We start from the raw sequence: 22,616 nt of genomic DNA, 5'->3' as shown, positions 1-22,616 counted from the left end.
CGGCCCATCGGCCGGGCGCTTCACCGTGCCTCACAGCTTGACAAATGGACATGAGAGAAGGGGTCGGCCGCGACGCAAGGGCGCGGCCACAGGGGAAGAAGCTATGGGGCCGGTGCTGAAGATCTGAGAGCATCGTCGCATCTTCCACCCGACGGAGACGCCCCCGATGAAGCCGTTCGATGATCTGAGCCGTTCGCTTGTGGCCTTTGACCAAGAGTCCGCAGTGGTCGCGGTGATCGAGTTGAGTAACGCAAGCTGGCTGGTCGCCGGCACATTGCCGGGCGTTGCGCGCCGGCCGCTGAAGAAGTTGGACCCCGACCCGGTGGCGCTGGAGCAGCTGCTGACGCGCTGGCGGGTCGAAGCCGAGAGTGCCGGCCGGTCGATCAGCCGGATGATCGTCGCCTACGAGGCCGGCCGCGATGGATTCTGGCTGGCCAGGTGGCTGCAAGCTCGAGGCTTCGAGACCCACGTCATCCATCCGACCAGCGTGGCGGTGTCGCGAGAGCATCGCCGCTCAAAAACCGATCGTCTGGATTCCGCCATGCTGGTGCGTGTGTTTTTCGCCTGGCTTCGCGGCGAACGTGGGCACTGCAGCATGGTCGCGATCCCCAGCCTCGAGGAGGAGGACGCCAAGCGGCCCAGTCGGGAGCGCGAGAGCCTGGTTGGCGAGCGCACTCGGATCATCAACAGCGTAAGGTCTGGGCTGCTCAGGCTGGGCGTTCGAGGCTTCAACCCCGCCCTTCGCAGGGCGGCCAAGCAGCTTGAGACCTTGGTCATGCCGGAGGGCACACCGCTGCCGCCGAACACCCTGGACGAGATCCGCCGGGACCTAGCGCGCCTGGCGGTCGTGCGTGAGCAGATCGAGGCCATCGAGCGCGATAGGCTGGAGCGCCTGCAGCACGCGCCGCACTCGCGGGCTAACGCCATGGTCGTACTTCTCGCCCGCGTCGTCGGGGTCGGCATCGAAACTGCCGACATGCTGGTCCAGGAAGTCTTGTCGCGACCACTGCGAGACCGTCGAGCGGTGGCCCGCTACGCGGGGCTGACGGGATCGCCCGACGAGAGCGGCGCCCGGCGACGAGAGAAGGGATTGGCCAAGTCCGGCAACGCCCGCGTCCGCCGCGGCTTGATCCAGCTAGCTTGGCGATTCCTGATGTTCCAGAAGGGCAGCGGCCTGGCGGCTTGGTATCGCTACCGAACCGCGGCGGCCCCGACCCGGCGCAAGACGATGATCGTCGCCCTGGCCCGCAAGCTGCTGATCGCCTTCTGGCGGCTTGTCACGACCGGTACCGTGCCCGACGGCCTAGTCATGCGGGCGGCTTGAGGGAGGCGCTGGCCAGCAGGGACAGAGCTTAGACGGCGATCGCAGGCGCAGACGTCGTCGATTAGATCCGAGGTGGCGGTGACACGAGGAACGCCGTGGCCAATACGCCGAGGGAAGAATGTGCCCGCCGCCTCGGAGCCTCGCACTCGAAGCGAATGGCTGCTTCATGGTCCAGGTCCTCAGCGGACCTAACCGAATACAAGGTTGCGGTGCGACTATCGCGCCCGACAGCGAACTCCCCTCGGATCGAGATCTGAAGACGATGGTCTCCGTTGGCCTGTCACGTCGGCTCGGCGCCGAGAAACCACGGCAAAGCCCGCCCATTGCGGAAGTGCTCCCGCCGCGTGATGATTGAGTATGCAAACTGTCTTTGAAGCCGCGGGTGGCGATGATGGACTGCGCAATCTTGCGAGCGCGTGGCACAGGCGCGTGATGGCCGACGAGGTGGTCTCGCATGCCTTCAGCCATGTCTTCCGCGCCGACCACGCCGAGCGGCTCGCGGCCTATTGGGCGGAGGCCCTGGGAGGACCCAGCACCTATTCCGACCGCTACGGCAACGAGACCTCCGTTGTAAGAATGCATAGTGGTAACGGGGAGCATGACGAAATGGATCGTCGCGCGATTGCTTGCTTCAACCAAGCTCTGGCAGATGTCGGATTGACGAATGACGATGTTCGACGGGTACTAAGTGGTTACTTTGCTTGGGCTACAACGACAACGATGGCGCGGTACCACCATTCTGCCGACGACGTCCCGAAGGGTCTCGATATTCCTCGCTGGTCCTGGGACGGACTTCAAAGCTAGGACCAAAATCTAAAAGGAGCTGCCCGACTCTGGAGCTCGCGCCGAGCGCATCGTGAGGTGATGGGAAGTAGCCCCGGCAACTATCGTTTTCCAACCTTAGCGGACGAGTCGCCGACCCCAAAGCCGGAGCGTATCCGCCTCGGGAGAGTTTGGCCGACAAAGTCGTGAGACTGGCGAAGGTAATCGGCCAAGTCGGCGGCTGACATGGCCGAGCCACTCACTTCGAGCCAGTTGCCTTGGGGCAAATATGATGATTTCCGGGCACTGCCGGCTTCCAGGAGTATGTGCGCCGTGATCTCGGAAGTCTTGAAGATCACCGATAGTGGGGCATCAGGCTCCGGCAGACCTGCCATGGCGAATATCTTTCCCCCTATTTTGTAAACGTGGCTTCCGCCCCATTGGATAGTAAGTCCCGCTCCGGGAAACGACGAACAAAGCGTATCGAAATCTTCCATCCGCATTGTCTTCGGTCCACGCCTCTGCGACCCCAGGTTTGCACGGGTCAGGTCCGCGAACCACCTTTCTCGGGACTTCAGAACGTCTGCTCGCAGGGGCTTGACAGAGAATTCCCCATACAAGGCGTTCCCCTCCAGGTCTAGCTATCCCCATGAACCCGGGTCTTATGTTGTCGATCACGGACCACCGAAGCGATCCTCATGGCCAAGTACGATCCCCTGGAAACTCACCTCAAACGCCAAACGACGGCGAGCTACGAGATGAGTTTTCGGGACATCGAGCGGATCCTGGCCGCTCTTCTGCCAAAGAGCGCGGAGCGGCCCGAATGGTGGGGCAATGAAACGAGAGGGGACACGACACACGTCCAGTGCAGAGCCTGGCTCGCCGCCGGCTACCACGCCCATCTGCACAAGGGCCAGGACCGGGTCCGCTTCCAACGGATCGCCCGCTAGAGGGTGGCCCCGGAGGTCGGCGTCCACGGCCGATCGATAGCTTTGGAAGGTGGCGCCCCGGTCGGACTCGCAATAGCGCCTTCTGGCCCGAAAGCCGACATTTAGCCACGCCGCCTAGAAGCCGACCCTTTGAATGTCCGCTAAGGGGGATTAGCGGACATTGATAACGATCCGGTCGAACGCCTCCTGATGACTGAGGCTGTGTAAAAACTCGAACGACGCAATGTTCGGCGCAACAATTTGCCTGCCGCCAGCGTCTAAAGACCACTCTGCGCAAAGCATCATCGCGTAGGCGGCCGGGCGCGGTTGGAACTTGCGCGGGATTTTCGCCGAGACGAGTTTTTACACAGCCTCGACTCTATGCGGGCGTTCGGAAGGTCAGCTTTCGGGCAATCCTGACGTTCGGCGTCGACCTCTATCAGAGGTCGGTTTCGGCCCGCGTCACGCCTCATCCACTCGGAACCGGAACATGAGGGGACCAAATGCAAAGAGGAAGAGGACGAAGGCTCCTGCCCAGGCTATCGCCGCAATCTCAATCCCGAGGGAATATTCGAGAATGCCGAACGGCGTGGCCACGCGAACGGCGGCCCCCACGGTAATCAGCCCGAAGAAGAGGGTGGTTGGCAGTGTGGCCACGAGGTCGCGGCCTGTATGGCCCAGGATCGCGCGAGTCATGACCGCAAGGATCATCGTCCCCATGGCGCCGGCCGTCAGAGCGTGGATCGCGGCCGACCGGGGAATCCACGTGACGATGATGCTCGCGCCTAACAGCAACAGGCCGACCGCAAGCCAGAAGTACCCGACATGCAGAATAACAACGAGGGGATCGCGCGCGCTCCTCAGTCCACCCCAGCGTGACAGTCTCAGCGCCTGGGCGCATCCGGCGACGGCGAGCATCCATCCTGAGGGCGCCCATGCCGGCAGGGCGGCCCAGGCCAGGAGGCTCCCAGCCGTCACCGCCAGCACCGATAGGTCAAAGCGCGTCGGCTGCGCCGGAAGACGATCCGAGATGCCTTGCTTGACCATCCAGTTACGCGTGAATGCGGGGATGATGCGCCCGCCGACCACGGAGATCATCATCGCGACAACGGACAGCGCCGCCCGTATGCCGAAGTCCGCATCGTACAACAGTCCCGCGGCGCCGGCATGATCGGCGGCGTTGGCGACTCCCAACAACAGGACGAGTCCCGCAATGGGCAGGTTGCGATTCCTTGACGCCAGAACCTCGCGGGCCGCGACCCCGGTGAGCACGATATAGAAGGCGACATCCACGACAGCGGCCGGGGCCGGGCCAATCCATCCTGAGACGAGAACCGCCATGCGTCCCGCGGCCCACAACCCGACCAGGGCGGCCAGCGGCCAACCGGCGATCGGCGGGCGAGCGGTCCAGTTCGGAATCGCGGTGAGGAGGAATCCGGCGATGATCGCGCCGACGAAGCCGAACAGCATTTCGTGCCGATGCCAGACCAGCGGCTGGAAGGCCGACGGAAGGTTGAGCCCGCCGAATGCGGCCATCAGCCAGAGTACGAGTGCGATCGCTGCCCAGGCGGAACCGAAGAAGAAGAACGGCCGAAAGCCGCCGCGGAGGAAAGGCGGCGAGCCGGCTATCCTCGCGCGACGCCGCGCGAATAGACGCTCGTCGTGGGCCGTCATGGGCGACGAGCAATCACCGGCTCGAGATCCGGAGCCGGCGTGTCGGCGGTCTCGCCGCGCCGGTGGCGGCCGAACAGGGCGCGCACCATGAAGATGGCGAAGGCGCCGACCCCCACCGTGAAGACAACGTCCCCAGGCACCCGCATCCAGACCAGCGCCTGCATGAGCGGGCTGTGAATGACCTCGGCGCTGCGCGCATAGGCATAGTCGCGGGTGAAGCTTTGGTAGGTCTGGATAAGCCCCTGCGGGAAGAGCGAGAGGAACACCATCATCGCCAGACCGACGTTGAGGCACCAGAAGGACGTCCGGAGCAGGCCGTTGCTCCAGCGGGCCGGGTCCGACAGGCCGCGCATGCAGAACAAAGTAAGGCCGATTCCGAGCATGCCATAGACGCCGAACAGGGCGGCATGCGCATGGGTAGCGGTCGTGTTGAGCCCCTGCATGTAATAGAGCGCGAGCGGCGGGTTGATGAAGAAGCCGAAAAGCCCCGCGCCGATGAGATTCCACACCAACACGCTGGTGAAGAACGCGAACGGCCAGCGATAGACCTCCTGCCAGCCGTGCCGGTGTTCGAACTTCAGGCGGTTATAGGCTTCGAAGCCGACGACCATCAGCGGGACCACCTCCAGCGCCGAGAACACCGAGCCCAAGGCGATCACCGCGGTCGGCGTGCCGCTGAAGTAGATGTGATGGAACATGCCGAGCACGCCGCCGCCGAGGAAGATGATCGTCGCGAGCAGGACCGATGTCGCGGCGACCGACATCCGCACCAGCCCCATCTTCACGAACAGGGCGGAAACAATCGCGGTCGCGAAGACCTCGAAGATGCCCTCAACCCACAGGTGGACCACCCACCAGCGCCAGTACTCCATGACCGAGATGTGGGTGTGTTCGCCGTAGAAGAGCCCGGCTCCGAACAGAAGGCCGATCGAGACTGTTGCGATAGCGACGAGAAAGACCAGCGAGCGGCCGGCCTTTTCCCTGAGCGCCGGCCAGACTCCGCGCAGCACCAGCACGACCCAGAGCAGCAGACCTATGAACAGGTAGATTTGCCAGAAGCGGCCGAGGTCGAGGTACTCATAGCCCTGGTGGCCGAACCAGAAATTGATCGTCCCGACCGGGATCTGGCGGTTGATCGCAGCCCACTCGCCGGCAAAGGAGCCGACGACGATGACCAGCAGGCTGACGAAGAGGAAGTTCACACCGAAGCGCTGGAACTTCGGCTCCCGGCCACCGAGCAGCGGTGCGACATAGAGACCCGTCGCCAGCCAGGCGGTGGCGATCCACAGCACCGCAAGCTGGGTGTGCCAGGTGCGGGTGACTGCGTAAGGGAAATACTCGGCCAGCGGGAGACCGTAGAGACCCTGCCCCTCCACCGCATAGTGGGCGGTGACGATGCCGAGCAGCACCTGGGCGCAGAGCATTGCGGTGACGACGAAGAAGTATTTGGCGGTCGCGCGCATTGAGGGCGTGATCGTGGCCGTGCCGAACAAGTCGGTCGTCGCGAAGCCTTCGAGCGGCTCCGTGTCGCGCCGCCAGACATCGAATTCCCGCGCGTAGTACCAGACCAGGCCGCCTATGCCGGCGAGCAGCACGAAGATCGAGATGAAGGTCCAGAGGAAGATCGCGCCGGTCGGGGTGTTGCCGACCAGCGGCTCATGCGGCCAGTTGCTGGTGTAGCTGATCGCCTGCCCTGGTCGCTCGGTCGCTGTCGCCCAAGATGTCCAGAAGAAGAACGCGCCGAGCGCATGCGCTTCGCTTGCGGTCAGGGTTGCGTTCTGCGGCATCGCGTAAAGCTCACGCAGATGCTGGTCGGCGGGGGTGCGGTTGGTGAACAGGCCCTCGAAGTGCGCGGCGGTCGCCGCGATGGCGGCCGCCCGCGCGTCGCTGACGGAGATCTCGGCGGTGCGCGGGTCGTATCCGCCGGTGCGCATCTCCCGCCTGAGCAGGGCGCCGACCCGCGCCTGATCGGGTTCAGTCAGGGCCTCGAAATCTGAACTTGCCAGCCGGCTGCGCAGGGCGAGCGCCTCGCGATGCAGCCAGTCCGCGCTCCAGTCGGGCGCCACATAGCCGCCATGGCCCCAGATCGAGCCCTGCTGCATGCCGCCGGTCGACTGCCAGACCGCCTGGCCGCGCTGGATCTCTGCGCCCGTGTAGACGATCTGACCGGAGGCTGACCGCACGGCGGCCGGCAGTGGCGGTTTGGTATGATAGATTTCGCCGCCGAACCAGAGCAGGGCGCCGAACATGATCGCCATGCTCGCGCCGAAGATGATCCACAGACGGCGAATAGAAAACTCGGAGGCGTAGTCAGACATAGCCGTCCCTCGCCCGAGGGACGTGTCGGGTCGCGCGCCAGTTTCGGTGCATTGCCGCCGGTCTTGCGGGCGGGCCCGGGCATCATCCGGACTGGCCGGATACCGGAGGACTTGGCGCCTCCGCCTCTAATCAATGATAGAGCGGCGACCCGTTGGATGACAGCGGTATTTGCATTGCCGAGTTCTGCCGGCCGCGCATCCCCGTTCTTAAGCAAGACGGCGACAGCGGAAGGCATCGGCATAGGCGCGACCGTGCGCTTACCTTGGTTGAGGGTCCGCTACGGGGCGCATTGCCGACGTTCGGCAGCAATTAGGTCGACCTCGATGGAGTGCGGATCGCGGTGATCTCGGGCAGCCCGGATCCCTGGTTGGCGTCGAAGCCGATCTTCTGACCGACCTTGAGGCCCTTCAGCATCGCTGGCGACTTGACGTGGAAGCCCATGGTCATGGCCGGCCAACCGAGGGAGGGGATCGGCCCGTGCTTGATCGTCAGGGCGCCGGCCTTGGCGTCGATCTCGGTGATCACGCCGACGCCCTTACCGGTCTTGGTGGCAGAGGCGGGCATGGCCATGCCCTTCATGTCGGCCATGGCCGGATCGGGGGCGGCAGTGGCCGCGTGCGCCGCGCCAAGTGTCAGGATGGCGGCGAGGGTCAGGATGTGGGTTCTCATGGTCAACTCCTTTGGGATTGAGATGGGGCAGAGTTTGTGCGTCGGCGGCGCAGCAGCAGGTAGCCGGCCGGGATGACGAGCATCGAGAGCAGCGGAGCGGTGAGCATGCCGCCGATCATCGGGGCGGCGATGCGGCTCATGACCTCCGAGCCTGCGCCATGGCCGATCAGGATGGGCGCAAGACCCGCCAGGATCACGGCGACGGTCATGGCCTTGGGTCGCACACGGAGCAGCGCGCCCTCTCGCACCGCGGCGGTCAGATCGGCGTCGTTCGGATCGGATCCCCGCTCGGCCAGGGCGTGCTTCAGGTAGATCAGCATCACCACCCCGAACTCGGCCGAGACACCCGCCAGCGCGATGAAACCGACGCTGGTGGCGACGGACTGGTGGTAGCCGAGCAGGTAGAGGGTCCAGATGCCGCCGGTCAGGGCGAAGGGCAGGGTCGCCATGATCAGCGCGGCTTCATCGAGCCGCCCGAAGGTCAGGTAGAGCAGCAGGAAGATGATCAGCAGTGTCGCGGGCACCACCAGCTTCAGCCTTTCGGCCGCGCGCTGGAGGTATTCGAACTGGCCCGAGTAGGCGACGGAGACGCCCGGCGGGAGCGGTACGTCCTTCGCCACCGCCCGCCGCAGATCGGTGACCACCGAGTTGAGGTCCCGGCCCCGCACATCGACATAGACCCACGTCGAAGGCCGAGCGTTCTCGGTCTTCAGCATCGGCGGCCCATCGGCGATCTGGACCTGGGCGACCGCGCCAAGCGTGATCTGCTGTCCGGCCGGCGTCAGGATCGGCAGGGTTCTCAGCCCGTCCAGGCTGTCGCGCAGCTCGCGCGGGTAGCGGACGCTGATCGGAAAGCGCGCTACCCCCTCGACGGTTTCGCCCACGGTCTGTCCACCGATGGCGCCGGCCACGATCTCCTGCACGTCGGCGATGTTCAGGCCGAAGCGCGCCGCCGCCGCGCGGTCGATGGTCAGGTCGACGTAGCGGCCCCCGGCAAGCCGCTCGGCGAGGGCGGAGCTGACGCCGGGGGTGCGCTTGGCCGCCGCCTCGACAGCTCCGGCAACGCGGTCGAGTTGAGCTAGGTCGGTCCCCGAGACCTTCACCCCGATGGGGCTCTTGATGCCGGTGGCCAGCATGTCGATGCGGTTGCGGATCGGCGGCACCCAGACGTTGGCCAAGCCCGGGACCTTCACCACGCGGTCCAGCTCATCCACCAACTTTTCGGGTGTCATGCCGGCCCGCCACTGGTCGCGCGGCTTGAACTGGATGGTGGTCTCGAACATCTCCAGCGGCGCCGGATCGGTGGCGCTCTCCGCGCGCCCGGCCTTGCCGAAGACGGTCTTTACCTCCGGCACGGTGCGGATCAGGCGGTCGGTCTGCTGAAGCAGCTCCGAGGCCGTCTCGGCTGAGAGGCCCGGCAGGGCCGAAGGCATGTAGAGCAGATCGCCCTCGTCCATCGGCGGGATGAACTCGCCGCCAAGCCGGGTGAGCGGCCAGGCGGTGGTCGCGAAGGCGATCAGGGCCAGCAGCAGGACGGTTTTCGGCTTTCGCAGGGTCCAGTCGATGGCCGGGCGGTAGATGGCGCTCAGCCAGCGGTTCAGGGGGTTGGCGTCTTCCGCAGGGATGCGGCCCCGGATCAGGTAGCCCATCAGCACCGGGACCAGGGTCACCGACAGGATCGCCGCGCCGGCCATGGCGTAACTCTTGGTGAAGGCGAGCGGTGAGAACAGCCGCCCCTCCTGCGCCTGGAGCGCGAACACCGGCGTGAAGCTCAGCGTGATGATCACCAGGCTCAGGAAAAGCGCCGGGCCGACCTCCGCCGCGGCGTCGGTCACCAGCCGCCAACGGGTCTCGTTCGGTAGGTCGGCGCCGGGGTTCTCGTGTCCCCATCGCTCGACATGCTTATGGGCGTTTTCGATCATCACAACGGCCGCATCGACCATTGCGCCGATGGCGATGGCGATGCCGCCCAGCGACATGATGTTGGCATTCACGCCCTGCACCCGCATCACGATGAAGGCGAAGAGCACCCCCAGCGGCAAGGTCAGGATCGCCACCAGCGCCGAGCGGGCGTGCCAAAGGAAAAGGCCGCAGACCAGGGCCACGATGACGAACTCCTCGACCAGCTTCTCGCTGAGGTTGGAGATCGCGCGGTCGATGAGCTGCGAGCGGTCGTAGGTGGTCACGATCTCGACGCCCGGCGGTAGGCTGCGTTTCAGCTCGTCCAGCTTTGACTTGACGGCGGTGAGCGTGGTCCGGGCGTTCTTGCCCGAGCGTAGGACCACCACGCCGCCGGCCACCTCGCCCTCGCCGTTCAGCTCGGCGACGCCGCGCCGCATCTCCGGCCCGATCTGGATGGTCGCCACATCTCCCAGCCGCACGGGCACGCCACCGGCCGCCGTGCGCAGCGGGATGGCGCGGAAGTCGTCAGGGGTCTTCAGATAGCCCGAGGCGCGGACCATGTATTCAGCCTCGCCCATCTCCAACACCGAGCCGCCGGTCTCCTGATTGGCGCGCTGAATGGCCTCGACGGTCTGCTGGTGGGTGACGCCGTAGGCGGCAAGGTTCGCCGGATCGAGCACCACTTGATATTCGCGCACCATGCCCCCGATGCTGGCGACCTCGGCGACGCCCGGCAAAGTCTTCAGCTCGTAGCGCAGGAACCAATCCTGAAGGCTGCGGAGCTGTGAGAGGTCGTGGTGGCCGGTGCGGTCCACCAGCGCGTATTCGTAAATCCAGCCGACGCCGGTGGCGTCCGGCCCGAGCGCGGGCTTGGCGGCGGCGGGCAGGCGGCTCTGGACTTGGTTTAGGTATTCGAGCACCCGCGAGCGCGCCCAGTAGAGGTCTGTCCCGTCCTCGAAGATCACGTAGACGAAGCTGTCGCCGAAGTAGGAATAGCCGCGCACGGTCTTGGCGCCCGGAACCGAGAGCATGGTGGTGGTCAGCGGATAGGTGACCTGGTTCTCGACGATCTGCGGCGCCTGGCCGGGGTAGCTCGTGCGGATCACCACCTGAACGTCGGAGAGGTCCGGCAGGGCGTCCACCGGCGTCGAGCGCACCGCGATCACCCCGACTGCCAGTAGGGCGAGCGCCGCCAGCAGGACGAAGACACGGCCGCGGACGGCGGCTCGGATGACGGCGGCGATCATGGCGCGGTCGCCTTGCTCATCCGGCGCACAGTCGGTCCGGCCGGTGGCTGGTCGAAGGCGAAGGCCATGCGGTCGCCGACCTCGACGCCCTGGGCGAGCGCCGGGCTGGCCAGCTTGAAGGTCATGGTCATGGCGGGCCAGCCAATGGCGGGCACCGGCTGGTGCGACAGGGTGACGGAGGCCGGGCCGATCTGCTCGACCCGGCCGACGCTCTCGTAGAGGGCTGGGGTCTTGGCCGGCGAGGCCATCGGCGATGGCGGGCTCGCGGCGGGTCTCGCCTGAATGCCGGAAAGGCTGGCCTCGCTGTCGATCAGGAACTGGCCCGAGGCCACCACCTTCTCGCCTTCGGAAAGGCCGGCCAGGACTTCGGTCTTGCCGCCGCCCTCGCGCCCGATCCTGATCTCGGCCGGCGCGTATCGGCCGCCGGGCTGGGCGAGCATGACGAGGTTCCGCGCACCGGTGCGGATCACGGCCTCGGAAGGCACGAGCAAGGCCGCTTGGCTCACGCCGCCGAACTGAGCCGAGGCGAACATGCCGGGGCGCAGCCGTGCGCCCGGATTGGGGAGATCGATGCGCGCCGTCAGGGTGTGGCTGGTGGCGTCGGTCTGCGGCAGGATCGCCGTGACCCGGCCGCTGAAGGTCTCGCCGGGATAGGCGGCCAGCGTCGCCGTCACGCTCTCGCCGGGCCGGATTTGGCCGGCCAGGGCCTCCGGAACTGACGCGTTCAGCCAGACCCGCGACAGGCCGTTGACCTCCGCCAGTGTCTGCCCGGCCATGACCGACATGCCATTGCGAACGCCCAGCGTCTTGATGACCCCGCCGGTCGGTGTGGACACGGTGACGACACTTCGGGCATGGCCGGTCTTCTCCACCGCCTCGATGAGCGAAGGCGGCATTCCCAGCAGCTTCAGGCGTTCGCGCGAAGCCTGGATCAGCGCCGGATCGCCCGTGTGCTGCACGGCCAGATATTCGCCCTGGGCGCCGGCCCATTCGGGAACCAGAAGGTCCGCCAGCGGCGCGCCGGCCGCCAGGGTGTCGCCGGGCGCGCGGCCGTAGACCCGCTGCACGAAGCCCGCGGCCTTGGCCTGCACCACCGCCACGTCGCGTTCGTTGAATGCGATGACGCCGGTGGCGTTGACGCCGCCCGGGAGGGCGCCGCGTTCGACGGTTGCGAGCCGGACGCCAAGGTTCTGCGCCTTGGCCGGATCGATCTGTACGCCCGCCGCACCGGGCGCCTCGGCCGCGTATTTCGAGATGAGCGTCATGTTCATCGACGATTTGCCCGGGCCGGAGTGGCGCTCCATGGGGATCATCGGGTCGTACCAGTAGAGAATGCGACGCGCGCTCTGCTGGACCGGAAGGGCGGCCCTGGGCTGCGTCGCCGTCAGCCGCCCGACGCCGAAGCCGAGGATGGCGACCAGGCCGGCGCCGGCCGCCGCGAAAAGGATCAGGCGGGGATTCATTGGTCGCTCCCATAGGTCAGGACGATGCGCGCGCCATCGCGGACGACCGTCGCCTCGCGTTCCAGGGCGGTGAGCTTGGCGTCGGCCAGGGCAGTCATGGCGTCGAGGACATCGGCCAAGGTCGCCGTGCCCGCGGCGTAGCTGGCGGTCTCAAGGTCGGCCCGTTGCTTGGCCGCCGGGACCACCACGCCCGTCGTGCGCATCCATCGCTCGTGGTGCATCTCGTGGTCGGCCAGGTCGGCGTCGAGCAGAGCCGCCAGACCGCGCCGGGCGTCCTCCCGGTCGGCATGCACGCGGGAGGCGTCGGCCCGCCGCGCCGCGAGCAAGGGCTCCTGCCGAGTGCTAGCGAACAGCGGAAGGCTCATGGTCACGCCTGCCGACAGCATGTCGCCGAACCTGGGATCGCGGCGCTGGTAGGCGACCTCCCATCCCCAGTCCGGATGTTCGGCGGCCTTGGCGGCGTTCACCTCGGCGTCGGCGCGGGAGGCGGCCGAGTGATAGGCCAACAATGTGGGGTTGGTCTCCAGCGCCGCGCGCAATCCGGTGGGATCGATGTTGAACGCCGGCGGGGCGCCTATGACGGAGGGTGCGGTCTCGCCTGTCCATCGCGTCAGCTCGGCGCGAGCGCGAGCCAGGTTGGCGACCCGCTCGGTGCGCTGATCCTCCAGCGTCGCTCGCATCTGGATCGGCGAAAGCGCTTGCCCCGGCCGCTGGCGGCCCGCCGCGACGGCGGATGGTTGCGCCTCCCACAGCGGGCGCAGGCTGGTCAGAACCTGATCCACCGCAGCGAGGCGGCGCTCTGCGTAGGCCACGTCGATCCAGGCCAGGGCAGTCGCCACCCTGACCTTCCGCAGCTCCACAAGCCGAGCGGCTTCAGCCTGCGATACGGCCGCGGTTGCGCCCGCCACCGCCGCCTGCCGGCGTCCCTTGTTCGGCACGTCCTGCATGATCCCGACCTTCACGTCGGAGAAGTCGTCGCGCGATGGGTGGCCAGCGTTCGGGCCGGAGATCGGGAAGCCCTCGACGCCGACGCTCAGCTTCGGATCAGGCAAGGCGCCGGCGGCGCGTGCGGACGCCCGAGCGGCCTCGGTTTGCAGCGCGGCGGCCTGAAGGCTGGGCGCGTCCGCGGCGGCGCGATCCAGCGCCTGGGCGAAGGTGAGCGGTCCGGCGTGGGCCGGGCTCGCCAGGGCCGCGGCGACCACGAGGGTCGGCAGCCATCGAATGGGAGACATGCTCTTAAAGTCCTGTTGACGGCGCGCATGCGCCAAGGTCCGGCGGTTGGAGCCGCCGGGTCACGAGGAGATCAGAGCTGTATGGGCGGCCTCAGCGTCGGGTCGGGGGGCCGCGAGGGGGCCGCGAGCGCGCCGACGAGATCGTGCGCGGTGGTTTCAGCGAGCAGGACCGTCTCGACCGCTGTCTGCGGAAGCAGCGGCACGGCGAAGGCCGTCTGGCAGACCGCCGTCGATTTGCAGGGCGTCTCGGCCCTGCCGCTCTTCCCTGGCGCCTGGTCTTGGTGGTCAGCCATCGCGCCGGCCTGGGCCATCTGCGCCATCATCGGGCAATCGGGCGGGCAGGGATTGCAGGGGTTCGAAGTCGCACTCGCGGGCGCTCCGCCGACCATCAGGATGATCGCGGCGAGCAGGCCGAGAAGGACACGGACGCGCTGCATGCTACCCTAGGATGGAGAGTGAAGACCTTGAGCGCAAGGCTCGGCTGTCTGCCGGAGACCCAATGGCCGATCCCCTGACCGTCATGGCCGGCATTCCGATCCCCTCGACCTCTCCGCTCTTCCTGGCCATCGTCGGGCTCCACATACTCGCCGGCCTAGTCTGTGTGGTCGCCGGGGCCATCGCCATGTTGTGCCCCAAGGGCCACGGCCGTCATTCGGACTTCGGCACGGTCTACTTTTGGGGTCTCGCCGCGGTGTTCGTGTCGGCGTCCGGCTTGTCGGCAATGCGTTGGGCCGAAGACCATCTGCTGTTCGGTCTTGGCGCGTTGGCCTTCCTGCTGGGCCTGTTTGGTCGAACCGCTCTTAAGCGTCGCTGGCGGGCTTGGCCGCGGCTCCACATCGCGGGCATGGGCGGTTCGTACGTGGTGTTGCTGACCGCCTTCTATGTGGACAACGGCAAAATCCTTCCGGTTTGGAGTTCACTCCCGCCGCTCACTTACTGGCTTGGTCCGGCCTTGATGGGCTTGCCGATCATCCTCTATGCGATGCTGCGTCACCCTATCGCCCGCAGTGGCGGCCACAGCATCCGCTAACCGGCCGCCTGCAGCATCTCCGGCACGGGGTGACCTTCAGCGCCGCCGCCTTGAAGCGGCTCTATCCCCATGCGATCTGAGCGATGAAACAGCTTCCCTTGGCGACGGTGGTCGGCCTCGCCGGAGTGGCTGTGGCTGTGGCTGTGGCTGTGGCTGTGGCGGTGGCATGGTCGCGTCGTCCTGCTGCGCGACCCCGATGGCTCTAGGGTGACGATGTAGAGTTGACGCTGGAGGACCGGCCGCTGGCTTCGATCAAGAGTTTGCTCGCGTGGCCGGGCGCGCCGCTGGCGATCACCTCGGCTGCGCTCTTCGGCGCGAGCACGCCGCTCGCCAAGGCGCTGCTCGGCGGCGGGGTCAGTCCATGGCTGCTGGCGGGGCTCCTTTATCTCGGCTCCGGGTTGGGACTGGCGGTCCTGCACTATGGCCGGCGGCTGGTCCGGCGGCCCTCGTCGGAGGCGCCGCTGGCGCGCGGCGATTGGGGCAGGATGGCTCTTGTCGTCCTCTCGGGCGGCATCGCCGGTCCGGTGCTCTTGATGCTCGGCCTTTCGACAACTCCGGCCGCCAGCGCCGCCCTTCTGCTCAACCTCGAGGGGTTGGCGACCATGGTCATCGCCTGGCTGGCGTTCCGCGAGAATGTGGATCGGCGCCTGCTGCTGGGCGCCGCGGCGATTCTGGCGGGGGCGCTCCTGTTGTCATGGCATGGTCGCTCGCAGTTCGGAGGCTTCGGCTTCGGCTCGGTCCTGATCGCCGGCGCATGTCTCGCCTGGGGCATCGACAACAACCTCACGCGCGGGGTCAGCGCTTCCGACCCTGTACAGATCGCTATGGTCAAGGGGCTCGCCGCCGGTGCGGTAAACCTGACCCTGGCGATTGTCGGAGGCGCTCGCTTTCCGACCGGCCTCCTGCTCGCCGGGGCAGGCGTCGTGGGCTTCCTCGGATATGGCGTGAGCCTGGTGCTGTTCGTCCTCGCCCTGCGGTTCCTCGGAACCGCGCGAACTGGCGCCTACTTCTCGACGGCGCCCTTCATTGGCGCGCTGCTGGCGGTGGCGATGTTCGGAGAGCCCGTAACCTGGCGGCTCATCGCCGCCGCCTTGCTCATGGCGGGGGGTCTCTACCTGCACCTCGTGGAGCGGCATGAACACGAGCACATCCATGAGCCGCTGGAACACGAGCACCCGCACGTTCACGACGAGCATCACCAACACACGCACGCGGCTGGCGAACCGCCCGCCGAGCCGCACACTCACCGCCACACGCACACGCGCCTGGCGCATAGCCATGCCCATTTCCCCGACCTGCATCACCGGCACGACCACGCTCACCCGCCTTAAGCGGCTGGCGTAGGACCACAGTCCCGCGCGCGCTTGGACCTGCGGCCGAGGGCGCTGGTGTGAAGGCTGCCGGGCCGACGCGGTCGCCCGGCCAGAAGGTTCGCCATCCAAGACCCCGCTCCTGTCGGGACGGCCGCGAGCCGGGCGGAAGCGGCACATGGCCGACGCCTTCGGCCAGCGCGGTGGCGAGCAGGGTGATGCTGCCTCTTCCACCCGAGAGGCCCTGGCCCATGATCCCGAGGCCACAACAGGCGTGACGTTTCCCACTAAGGGCAGCGCCGACGTTCGCATCTGACTTATCGCGGGCGTGCGGGCGGTCCGCTTTCGAACTGAGACCCAAAGATCGCGATCCACCCATTGCGGACGTTCAGATGGTCCGCCTGGCAGATCACGCTAACCGCCGAGGAGGTGTCTCGCGACGCCGATGGTCGCCCACAGGAAGAGCAAGATGCAGGCGCTCGATTGGATGAAAAAGCCGGGCAAACGCTTCTCAACGGCCTGGGTATAGCCAACAGCATAGATGATCCGCCCGATCAGCCAAACGACTCCAAGCGCGGCGGCGCCCACATCGCTCAGCGACAGGGCGCATAGCCATAGCGGGACCAGGAAGACCAGCAGCCATTCGTTGGTGTTCTGATGGATCCGGAAGATGCGCTCGAAGTCCGCGTTGCCCGAGGTGGCCGGAAGGCCGACACCAAACCGGCCACGCGCCCTGGCGACGCGCAAGGCGAAGGCGAAATAGAGCACTACAGCGAGCAGCGTCACGAGTGCGGTGTAGGGTGGCATGCTCGTTCCCTGTGGGGGTGCTGCGGGCCGTGCGCGGTCCGCTGCGGCGCAAACAAGTCGGACCGAGGCGTTGGTCTCGGTTCGACTTGCGTTGGATTGGCGGCTTAGCGCGCAGCCTCCGCAAACCGCTGGAGATAGAGCGGCCAGCCCTGATCGCCCCGGACGCCTTCGGCCAGGCCCTGCCAGCCCTCGCCGTGCCGCTCAAGGTTGCGGTGGTCCAGCTCCACCCGAGTGCGCCGCTCGCCCTCTGCGATGAAGCGGATCTCCACTTCGCTAGCGTGGGTGGGGTCGGTTTCAATCTGCCAGCGAGGGCTGATGTCCCAGGTGAAGACCAGGCGCGTCGGCGGCTCGTAGGCAAGCACTCGGCCCCATTGGCACTCGCTACCGTCGACGCCGCGATCGAAGATGCGACCGCCGACCTTGGGCTCGAAAACCGACTGGGCGATATCGACGCCCAGCATGTTGTGCTCGCGCGGCTTGATCTGGTCGAAGCGCTCCGTGAACACCCGGAAAGCGCGCTCGAGGGGAACCTCCAGCGTGATCTCCGTGGTGACGGTGGCCGGGTCAGCGTCGATGCTCATGCTATTGATCCTCTTGCTCGGCGATCTGTTTGAAGTTGAGGAGGGTTTGACCCCAGAACCGGTCGAGCTGCGCGCGAAGCGCGGCCAGGCCCGCGGGGTTGACGCGATAGATGCGCCGGGCGCCGGCCGCCTCGTCGATGACAAGGCCCGCCTGCTTCAGCAGCTTGAGGTGCTGGGAAACCGCGGGCCGGCTCACGGGAAGGCGATCCGCAAGCTCGCGTACAGCCCGCGGGCGGGCCGCGACGAGCTCCAGGATCGTTCGCCGCGTGGGGTCAGCAAGGGCGCTCCATCCATCCATAAAGGGTCACATATCACTTACCGTAAGTAAATCCTAACCGGAATTCGAGGCGGCAATCCAGCTTGCACAGCGGCGAATCCATTCAGGTCGGAGAAGGTGCTTAGGCGCGCGACCCCGCACGGCGACAGGCCTCCCCTCTTGCCGCTGTCCCATGATCCGCAACTGGTCGCGGGCAAGGCCTTCCCGAGCTTCGGTTACGACCCAGCCCGAACGTCAGGCGACCTCGACCGGCAACCCCGCGCGCCGCCATTCGGGTAGGCCCCCGTCAAGCCGCCGGGCGTCGCGACCGGCTTCGCGCAACAGGGCCACCGCCTCGAACGCCAGGACGCACCAGGGGCCCCGGCAGTAAGCGATGACCTCGGCGCCAGGCGGGATTTCGTCGAGGCGCGCCCTGAGTTCGGCGAGGGGGATATTCCGTGCGCCGGGCACGTGGGCGGCGACGAATTCGTCGGCGGGACGCACGTCGATGAGCGTGACGAGGCCATCCCCCATGCGCTGTTCCAGGGTGGCGAAAGGTACCGCTTCCAGAGCGTCGCGCGCCTCGAAGTAGTCGCTCACCACCGTCTGGACCGCATCCGCGTGGCGTTCGCCCACGGCGCGCAACGCCGCCATCAGGTCCAGGACGTCGTCGCCGGACAATCGGTAGACGACCTGTTTGCCGCGGCGCTCGCCGATCACCAGGCCGACGCGGCGCAAGGCCTGCAAGTGCTGCGAGGTGTTGGCAAACGTCAGGCCGGTCTTGGCGGCCAGCGCCTCGACGCTCTTTTCACCCTGGGCCAGATGCTCCAGCAGGTCGAGGCGGTGGGCGTTGCCCAGGCCGCGCGCAATGTCGGCGAAGGCGGCGAAGAGATCGAGTTTAGCGCCCAGGGCCAAGCTCCAGATCGGGGTTGACGTTCATTCAAGAGAGTTCTTGAATATAAGCGATGGCTCCCGTGGTCAAGACGGGCCCCCGATTCTGCTGCGCCGGCAGCCTGTTTCATCGCCCGAGGACTCCATGATCCTGCGCCAGTTCCTCCACACCGATCCCGTGGCGATCTCCTACCTGTTCGGCTGCGGCGGCCAGGCCATCGGCGCGGTGGTCGATCCGGTGGGCGAGATCGCGCCCTACCTGCGGGCGGCTGCGGACACCGGCATGGCGCTGCGCTATGTGATCGACACCCACCTGCATGCCGACCACCTTACCGCGGGCCGCCGCCTCGCCAAGGCGGCCGGCGCCGCCTACGTTCTGTTCGCCGAGGCGCCGGCCGCGGCGCCGTTCACCGGCGTCGAGGATGGGGCGGTCTTGCCCCTCGGCAACGTCGAGGCCCGCGTGCTGCACACGCCCGGCCATACGCCCGAACACATCTGCCTGCTGGTGACCGACCGCAAGCGCGCGGACGAGCCCTGGCTCGCGTTCACCGGCCATACCCTCATGGTGGGGGACCTAGGCCGCACGGAACTGGCGGCCTCGGCGGAGGAGGGCGCTCGTGCGCTGTTCCGCTCCATCGGGCGGCTGAAGGCGTTGCCCGACTATGTGGAGGTCCTGCCCGGCGCCTATTCGGGATCGGGTGGCCGCACCCTGAGCGGCAATCCTTCGTCGACCATCGGCTTCGAGCGCCGCCACAACGCGGCTTTCCGGATCGACGACGAGGACACCTTTGTCCGCGCCATGCTGGCCGACGTCCTCGAGGCGCCGCTCCAGGCCGCCGAACTGCGCGCGCTGAACGCCGGCGTGGCGCCTGCAGCGGCGTGACGAAGCCCACCGCCGCCAACCCCGAAGCGACCGCCGGCGTTCGCCTCGGCCTGGCCGAGAACTGGCGCCAGTTCGCGCTGCTGGTCGTCGTCAACGCCTTCGTCGGCGGGATGGTCGGCCTGGAGCGCACGGTGGTGCCGCTCATCGGCTCCGAAGAGTTCCGCATCGCGTCAACGACCCTGGTGACGGCGTTCATCGTCAGCTTCGGTGTGGTGAAGGCTTGCACCAACCTGGTCTCCGGACACTTCGCCGAGGTCTACGGGCGCAAGCCGCTGTTGGTGGCCGGCTGGGTCGTCGCCCTTCCGGTCCCCTTCATGATCGGCTGGGGCCCCGGCTGGGGGTGGATCGTCGCGGCCAACGCGTTGCTGGGCGTTAGCCAAGGGCTCGCATGGTCGATGACGGTGATCATGAAGATCGACCTCGTCGGCCCGAAATCGCGCGGCCTTGCGGTCGGTCTCAACGAGTGCGCCGGCTATGTCACTCTGGGCCTCACCGCCCTCGCCACGGGCTTCATCGCCGAGCGATATGGCCTGCGGCCAGCGCCGTTCTATCTCGGCGTCGCCTATGCCATCCTGGGCCTTGGCCTGTCGGTCTTCGTGGTCCGTGACACGCTCCGGCACGTGGCGCTTGAGACCGCTGGCCATGCCGTCGCCGCCGAGCCGGTACGGTTCTGGGAGGTCTTCCGGCGAACCTCCTTTGGTGACCGCAACCTCTTCGCCGCCTCCCAGGCCGGGCTAGTGAACAACCTCAACGACGGCATGAGCTGGGGGCTCTTCCCCTTGTTCTTTGCTGGCTTCGGACTAACGGTCGGGCGCATCGGCGTGTTGAAGGCCGTCTATCCCATCGTCTGGGGCGCGCTGCAGGCCGTCACTGGGCCCTTGAGCGACCGATGGGGGCGCAAGGGCCTGATCGTCGCCGGTATGTGGGTGCAGGCCTCCGGCCTCTTCCTGACCGCGGCGACCCGCCAGTTCGGCGGGTGGCTGGCGGCCAGCGTCCTGCTCGGCCTCGGCACCGCGATGGTCTACCCGGCCCTGATCGCCTCGGTCTCCGACGCGTCGCATCCGTCTTGGCGCGCCCGCTCGCTCAGCGTCTACCGCTTCTGGCGCGACATGGGTTACGCCATCGGCGCACTCGCGGCCGGGATCGTCGCCGACCTCTTCGGGGCGAGCTGGGCCATCGGCGCGGTGGGCGTCCTGACGGCGCTGTCTGGCGCCGTGGTGGCCGCCGTCATGCGGGAGCGGGCCTCGTGAGGCGGCCGCCGATCCTGGCGGACAAGGTCCACGGCGCGCCCTCGGCGTTCCGGCCCGAGAACCTGCTTCGAGAAGCCCGCCGCCAGAAAGGCCTGCCCGACCGGGCGGCGCCCGCGGTGTGCCTGCTGGATCCGGATGGCGACATCGTTCGCCAATTGAAGGCCGATGGCCGGGCCCGGCGCGACCCGGCCTGGGCCTGCTACCACACCGAACTCTACCGGTTCGACATGGCCGGGCGTGAGTATGGCATCATCGGCTGCGCGGTTGGCGCGGCCTTCGCCGTGCTGGTCGCCGAGCAACTGTTCGCGAGTGGCTGCCAATTGCTGCTCAGCATGACCTCTGCGGGCCAGCTCGCGACGGTCGGCGCCGAGCCGCCGTACTTCGTGCTGATCGACCGCGCCCTGCGCGACGAGGGCGTCAGCTACCACTATCTCCCGCCCAGCGATTTCAGCCTCGCCGGGGCGGACCTGCTGGCCACGGTCGATGGCGTCTTCGCCGGGTTGCGGGCGCCCGTGGTGCGCGGCGCGAGCTGGACCACCGACGCCCCCTTTCGCGAGACCGCTGCGCAGATTGCCGTCATGCGCGAGCGCGGGCTGCTGGCCGTCGAGATGGAGGCCGCCGGGCTCTATGCCTTCGCCGAGGCTTGCGGCCGGCCCGTCCTCTGCTTCGCGCACGTCACCAACCAGATGGGCCAGGCCGGGGACTTCGAAAAGGGCGAGGCGGACGGCGCGGTCGACGCGCTCGCCGTCCTGGACGCCGCCGCCTACAGGCTGATGAAGGATCGCCCGTCAGGTTTTCGAGCGCCGCGAACATCCACCTGGACCGCAAGGCCAGCAACCCGGTCGATCCGCGATGTGGAGCCGGCCCTGTGGCCCGACTTGGCCTCCGATGAGAACGTTGTCGGGATCACCAATGTCGCGGCGTCACCCGGCAGGCTGCGCGGCTCCCCTGGCTCCGCATCGACAGCCGCGCTAAGCCCACCTAGCTGATGACGCCGCAGATCCCCATCGCCGAGTTCCTGATCCGCGGGGCCGCGGCCGGCGGCTTCATGCTCCTGGCGCTGGCGATCGGGCACGCCCGTCGCATGCCGATCCGGGTCACCGGCGCGCTCTTCTGCCTGGGCGCGGCATCCCACACCTTGACGCAAGTGCGCCCGGTGTTCGAGGCGCTGGGCTACCTCAAGTCGCCGATCTGGGCCCTGTCGGTGATGGCGTCGGGCCTCTTCTGGGGCTTCGCGATCGAGCTCTTCGGCGACAACCGGCGGCTCGCGCCGACCCGGTTCATTCCCGCGGCCGCCCTGCTCGCCGATGGCTTGGCCGCGGTGGCGGCGCCTGAGCCGGTTTCCCGCGCGTTGTGGCTGCTGCAGAACCTCATCGGCGCGGGCCTTATGATCCATGTCCTGGTCGTGGTCTGGACCGGCTGGCGCGCCGATCTGGTCGAGGCCCGCCGGCGCCTGCGCGGGCCGCTGCTGGGCGCTGCGGCCATCTATGCGCTGGTGATCGTCTCGGTGCAGTCCGCCGAGCTCTTCGCGCGGACGCCCGAGCAGCTCTCGCTGGTGGCGGCCGTCAGCCTGCTGGCGCTGAGCATCGCCGGTGGCCTGGTGTTCCTGCGCGCCGAGCCGCAGCTGTTCGGCTCGCCGGCGGGCTCCTCTGAGGGGCGGCCGGTCGATGCCCGCGACCAGGCGCTGCTGGCGCGCTTGCGGCAGGCGCTGGACGCAGACGAAATCTGGCGCGAGGAGGGCCTGACCATCGGCGCGCTCGCCAGCCGGCTCGGCGCGCCCGAGCACCATCTGCGCCGGCTGATCAACGAGGGCCTCGGCTACCGCAACTTCATCGCCTTCATCAACGAGCGCCGGATCGCCGCGGCCAAGCAGGCGCTGGCCGATCCCGCCAAGGCGCGGACGACCATCGCCACGGTCGCCTACGAGGTGGGCTTCGGCTCGCTCGGGCCGTTCAACCGGGTATTCCGGCAGATCACCGGGCAGACGCCGACGACTTGGCGCAAGGCGGCCCAGGCCGACTGGCCGATGCCTGGCGCGGCTGCCTGATCCCGAAGGAGTCTGGCTGATTTCGAAACCGGAGAGACGG

At 67.5% G+C, this 22,616-nt stretch carries 22 protein-coding genes; 10 read left to right on the top strand and 12 right to left on the bottom strand.

The features are described 5' to 3' along the window. Positions 1–166 precede the first annotated feature (166 nt). Together ACESMY_RS06470 and ACESMY_RS06465 are read left to right on the top strand one after the other, a co-directional pair. Positions 167–1,324 (top strand): IS110 family transposase, encoded by a 1,158-nt coding sequence (locus tag ACESMY_RS06470; RefSeq protein ID WP_372783378.1) that lies wholly within the window; start codon positions 167–169, stop codon positions 1,322–1,324. Positions 1,325–1,681: 357 nt separating this feature from the next. After that, the gene (locus tag ACESMY_RS06465; protein WP_372783376.1) at positions 1,682–2,128 is read left to right on the top strand and encodes a group II truncated hemoglobin; all 447 of its coding nucleotides are present in this window, start codon (positions 1,682–1,684) and stop codon (positions 2,126–2,128) included. Between the two features lie 80 nt (positions 2,129–2,208). Here the strand turns inward: ACESMY_RS06465 and ACESMY_RS06460 are convergent, their stop codons facing one another. After that, positions 2,209–2,583 carry an MmcQ/YjbR family DNA-binding protein gene (locus ACESMY_RS06460; protein WP_372783374.1) on the bottom strand — a complete coding sequence of 125 codons (375 nt, stop codon included), beginning with the start codon at positions 2,581–2,583 and terminating at the stop codon, positions 2,209–2,211. A 201-nt stretch (positions 2,584–2,784) separates the two neighbouring features. Here ACESMY_RS06460 and ACESMY_RS06455 point away from each other — a divergent pair, with 201 nt between their 5' ends. After that, the gene (locus tag ACESMY_RS06455) at positions 2,785–3,036 is read left to right on the top strand and encodes a hypothetical protein (RefSeq protein WP_372783372.1); all 252 of its coding nucleotides are present in this window, start codon (positions 2,785–2,787) and stop codon (positions 3,034–3,036) included. 441 nt (positions 3,037–3,477) lie between these two features. Here the strand turns inward: ACESMY_RS06455 and ACESMY_RS06450 are convergent, their stop codons facing one another. The 7 genes from ACESMY_RS06450 to ACESMY_RS06420 all read right to left on the bottom strand — a co-directional run bounded on the left by ACESMY_RS06450 (position 3,478) and on the right by ACESMY_RS06420 (position 13,958). Continuing rightward, positions 3,478–4,689, bottom strand: coding sequence for an NnrS family protein (locus ACESMY_RS06450; RefSeq protein WP_372783370.1), 1,212 nt, complete (start codon positions 4,687–4,689; stop codon positions 3,478–3,480). Then, entirely contained in the window at positions 4,686–7,007 is a 2,322-nt protein-coding gene (locus ACESMY_RS06445) for a nitric-oxide reductase large subunit (RefSeq protein ID WP_372783368.1), read from the bottom strand. The genes ACESMY_RS06450 and ACESMY_RS06445 overlap by 4 nt, the downstream gene beginning before the upstream one ends. Before the next feature lie 310 nt (positions 7,008–7,317). Further along, entirely contained in the window at positions 7,318–7,677 is a 360-nt protein-coding gene (locus ACESMY_RS06440) for a copper-binding protein (protein WP_372783366.1), read from the bottom strand. 2 nt (positions 7,678–7,679) lie between these two features. After that, on the bottom strand, positions 7,680–10,826 hold the full coding sequence (locus ACESMY_RS06435) for an efflux RND transporter permease subunit (RefSeq protein WP_372783364.1): 3,147 nt from the start codon (positions 10,824–10,826) through the stop codon (positions 7,680–7,682). Next, positions 10,823–12,289: an efflux RND transporter periplasmic adaptor subunit gene (locus tag ACESMY_RS06430; RefSeq protein ID WP_372783362.1), complete on the bottom strand. Its 1,467-nt coding sequence runs from the start codon at positions 12,287–12,289 to the stop codon at positions 10,823–10,825. Before ACESMY_RS06430 ends, ACESMY_RS06435 begins: the two co-directional genes overlap by 4 nt. Continuing rightward, a complete protein-coding gene (locus ACESMY_RS06425) occupies positions 12,286–13,521 on the bottom strand; it encodes a TolC family protein (RefSeq protein ID WP_372783360.1) in 1,236 nt (411 codons plus the stop codon). Before ACESMY_RS06425 ends, ACESMY_RS06430 begins: the two co-directional genes overlap by 4 nt. Positions 13,522–13,592: 71 nt before the next feature. After that, on the bottom strand, positions 13,593–13,958 hold the full coding sequence (locus tag ACESMY_RS06420) for a hypothetical protein (protein ID WP_372783358.1): 366 nt from the start codon (positions 13,956–13,958) through the stop codon (positions 13,593–13,595). A 62-nt stretch (positions 13,959–14,020) separates the two neighbouring features. On the opposite strand from ACESMY_RS06420, the gene ACESMY_RS06415 reads away from it, so the two are divergent. From ACESMY_RS06415 to ACESMY_RS06405, 3 genes are all read left to right on the top strand, one after another. Continuing rightward, positions 14,021–14,551, top strand: coding sequence for a hypothetical protein (locus ACESMY_RS06415; protein WP_372783356.1), 531 nt, complete (start codon positions 14,021–14,023; stop codon positions 14,549–14,551). A gap of 221 nt (positions 14,552–14,772) precedes the next feature. Beyond that, positions 14,773–15,882, top strand: coding sequence for an EamA family transporter (locus tag ACESMY_RS06410; RefSeq protein ID WP_372783354.1), 1,110 nt, complete (start codon positions 14,773–14,775; stop codon positions 15,880–15,882). A gap of 157 nt (positions 15,883–16,039) precedes the next feature. Further along, a complete protein-coding gene (locus tag ACESMY_RS06405) occupies positions 16,040–16,177 on the top strand; it encodes a hypothetical protein (protein ID WP_372783352.1) in 138 nt (45 codons plus the stop codon). Between the two features lie 98 nt (positions 16,178–16,275). Here ACESMY_RS06405 and ACESMY_RS06400 read toward each other — a convergent pair whose 3' ends face one another. From ACESMY_RS06400 to ACESMY_RS06385, 4 genes are all read right to left on the bottom strand, one after another. Continuing rightward, the gene (locus ACESMY_RS06400) at positions 16,276–16,668 is read right to left on the bottom strand and encodes an MAPEG family protein (protein WP_372783350.1); all 393 of its coding nucleotides are present in this window, start codon (positions 16,666–16,668) and stop codon (positions 16,276–16,278) included. Positions 16,669–16,772: 104 nt separating this feature from the next. Next, positions 16,773–17,249, bottom strand: coding sequence for an SRPBCC family protein (locus tag ACESMY_RS06395; RefSeq protein ID WP_372783348.1), 477 nt, complete (start codon positions 17,247–17,249; stop codon positions 16,773–16,775). A 1-nt stretch (position 17,250) separates the two neighbouring features. Beyond that, entirely contained in the window at positions 17,251–17,547 is a 297-nt protein-coding gene (locus ACESMY_RS06390; RefSeq protein WP_372783346.1) for an ArsR/SmtB family transcription factor, read from the bottom strand. A 213-nt stretch (positions 17,548–17,760) separates the two neighbouring features. Next, positions 17,761–18,420, bottom strand: a complete 660-nt coding sequence (locus ACESMY_RS06385) for an ArsR/SmtB family transcription factor (protein WP_372783344.1) — start codon at positions 18,418–18,420, stop codon at positions 17,761–17,763. Between the two features lie 121 nt (positions 18,421–18,541). Between ACESMY_RS06385 and ACESMY_RS06380 the strand changes: the two genes are divergently transcribed. The 4 genes from ACESMY_RS06380 to ACESMY_RS06365 are packed head-to-tail and all read left to right on the top strand — an operon-like array spanning position 18,542 to position 22,576. Continuing rightward, positions 18,542–19,279 (top strand): MBL fold metallo-hydrolase, encoded by a 738-nt coding sequence (locus ACESMY_RS06380; protein ID WP_372783342.1) that lies wholly within the window; start codon positions 18,542–18,544, stop codon positions 19,277–19,279. Further along, entirely contained in the window at positions 19,276–20,529 is a 1,254-nt protein-coding gene (locus ACESMY_RS06375) for an MFS transporter (protein WP_372783340.1), read from the top strand. The genes ACESMY_RS06380 and ACESMY_RS06375 overlap by 4 nt, the downstream gene beginning before the upstream one ends. After that, positions 20,526–21,518 carry a nucleoside phosphorylase gene (locus ACESMY_RS06370; RefSeq protein ID WP_372783338.1) on the top strand — a complete coding sequence of 331 codons (993 nt, stop codon included), beginning with the start codon at positions 20,526–20,528 and terminating at the stop codon, positions 21,516–21,518. Before ACESMY_RS06375 ends, ACESMY_RS06370 begins: the two co-directional genes overlap by 4 nt. After that, positions 21,518–22,576 (top strand): helix-turn-helix domain-containing protein, encoded by a 1,059-nt coding sequence (locus ACESMY_RS06365; protein WP_372783336.1) that lies wholly within the window; start codon positions 21,518–21,520, stop codon positions 22,574–22,576. Before ACESMY_RS06370 ends, ACESMY_RS06365 begins: the two co-directional genes overlap by 1 nt. Positions 22,577–22,616 lie beyond the last annotated feature (40 nt).

Origin of the sequence: Phenylobacterium sp., from assembly GCF_041691455.1 — a bacterium.
GTDB lineage: Bacteria > Pseudomonadota > Alphaproteobacteria > Caulobacterales > Caulobacteraceae > Phenylobacterium.
The sequence above is the reverse complement of the archived record's forward strand: the minus strand, read 5'-3'. Positions and strand labels throughout refer to the sequence as shown.

Bases quoted from the DNA above. Each gene is read 5' to 3' on its own strand.
- ACESMY_RS06470 (WP_372783378.1), top strand. From the start codon at position 167: ATGAAGCCGTTCGATGATCTGAGCCGTTCGCTTGTGGCCTTTGACCAA.
- ACESMY_RS06465 (WP_372783376.1), top strand. From the start codon at position 1,682: ATGCAAACTGTCTTTGAAGCCGCGGGTGGCGATGATGGACTGCGCAAT.
- ACESMY_RS06460 (WP_372783374.1), bottom strand. From the start codon at position 2,583: ATGGAAGATTTCGATACGCTTTGTTCGTCGTTTCCCGGAGCGGGACTT.
- ACESMY_RS06455 (WP_372783372.1), top strand. From the start codon at position 2,785: ATGGCCAAGTACGATCCCCTGGAAACTCACCTCAAACGCCAAACGACG.
- ACESMY_RS06450 (WP_372783370.1), bottom strand. From the start codon at position 4,689: ATGACGGCCCACGACGAGCGTCTATTCGCGCGGCGTCGCGCGAGGATA.
- ACESMY_RS06445 (WP_372783368.1), bottom strand. From the start codon at position 7,007: ATGTCTGACTACGCCTCCGAGTTTTCTATTCGCCGTCTGTGGATCATC.
- ACESMY_RS06440 (WP_372783366.1), bottom strand. From the start codon at position 7,677: ATGAGAACCCACATCCTGACCCTCGCCGCCATCCTGACACTTGGCGCG.
- ACESMY_RS06435 (WP_372783364.1), bottom strand. From the start codon at position 10,826: ATGATCGCCGCCGTCATCCGAGCCGCCGTCCGCGGCCGTGTCTTCGTC.
- ACESMY_RS06430 (WP_372783362.1), bottom strand. From the start codon at position 12,289: ATGAATCCCCGCCTGATCCTTTTCGCGGCGGCCGGCGCCGGCCTGGTC.
- ACESMY_RS06425 (WP_372783360.1), bottom strand. From the start codon at position 13,521: ATGTCTCCCATTCGATGGCTGCCGACCCTCGTGGTCGCCGCGGCCCTG.
- ACESMY_RS06420 (WP_372783358.1), bottom strand. From the start codon at position 13,958: ATGCAGCGCGTCCGTGTCCTTCTCGGCCTGCTCGCCGCGATCATCCTG.
- ACESMY_RS06415 (WP_372783356.1), top strand. From the start codon at position 14,021: ATGGCCGATCCCCTGACCGTCATGGCCGGCATTCCGATCCCCTCGACC.
- ACESMY_RS06405 (WP_372783352.1), top strand. From the start codon at position 16,040: ATGGCCGACGCCTTCGGCCAGCGCGGTGGCGAGCAGGGTGATGCTGCC.
- ACESMY_RS06400 (WP_372783350.1), bottom strand. From the start codon at position 16,668: ATGCCACCCTACACCGCACTCGTGACGCTGCTCGCTGTAGTGCTCTAT.
- ACESMY_RS06395 (WP_372783348.1), bottom strand. From the start codon at position 17,249: ATGAGCATCGACGCTGACCCGGCCACCGTCACCACGGAGATCACGCTG.
- ACESMY_RS06390 (WP_372783346.1), bottom strand. From the start codon at position 17,547: ATGGATGGATGGAGCGCCCTTGCTGACCCCACGCGGCGAACGATCCTG.
- ACESMY_RS06380 (WP_372783342.1), top strand. From the start codon at position 18,542: ATGATCCTGCGCCAGTTCCTCCACACCGATCCCGTGGCGATCTCCTAC.
- ACESMY_RS06365 (WP_372783336.1), top strand. From the start codon at position 21,518: ATGACGCCGCAGATCCCCATCGCCGAGTTCCTGATCCGCGGGGCCGCG.